1 protein-coding gene is annotated in these 587 nt (G+C 64.2%); it reads right to left on the bottom strand.

From position 1 onward, the window contains the following. Positions 1 to 239: hypothetical protein (locus tag A5744_RS05955; RefSeq protein ID WP_139331254.1), on the bottom strand; the 239-nt coding region annotated here is incomplete at its 3' end. Positions 240 to 587: the final 348 nt, after the last annotated feature.

Here is a 587-nt window from a genome sequence, read left to right as displayed (position 1 = left end):
AGCTCGAAGTCCACCACCTCGCGCAGGAATGCGTCCGGGACCTGGATCAGGATGCCCGCGCCGTCACCGCTGCGCGGCTCGGCGCCCTGGGCCCCGCGGTGTTCAAGGTTGAGCAGCGCGGTGATCGCCTTGTCGACGATGTCGCGACTGCGGCGGCCGTGCATGTCGACGACCATGGCAACCCCGCACGAATCGTGCTCGAACGCGGGGTTATACAACCCTGCGCGCTTGGGCGTCATACGCACCTGACCCTTCACCAGAACTTCCTGCACGGCCGCTGTCTGCGGCTCCGGCGGGGCCGCACCCGGAGGTTGCGGGCTGAACCCCTTCTTCGGTCTTGTCGATAGGCTGTCCCCAGGCGGATATGTTCCGGTCAGGGAATCGTCCGTGCTGCGCTGAACGGTGGCGAGTACCCGGTCTCGACAAGTCGTAAAACGATATGACAAAAACCGCCTGACATGCCAACTTCCCCAAGTCTAACCTGCGAGGTAGCGCCACCGTAAATTCGCTGCAGGAGACTCTCGACACGGTCTCGACATGCTGTTTTGGCGCCGGGTCATCGGGCCATCGCGGTATCGCCGCGACGG

Source organism: Mycobacterium sp. IS-1264, assembly GCF_001954195.1.
Classification (GTDB): domain Bacteria; phylum Actinomycetota; class Actinomycetes; order Mycobacteriales; family Mycobacteriaceae; genus Mycobacterium.
The sequence above is the reverse complement of the archived record's forward strand: the minus strand, read 5'-3'. Positions and strand labels throughout refer to the sequence as shown.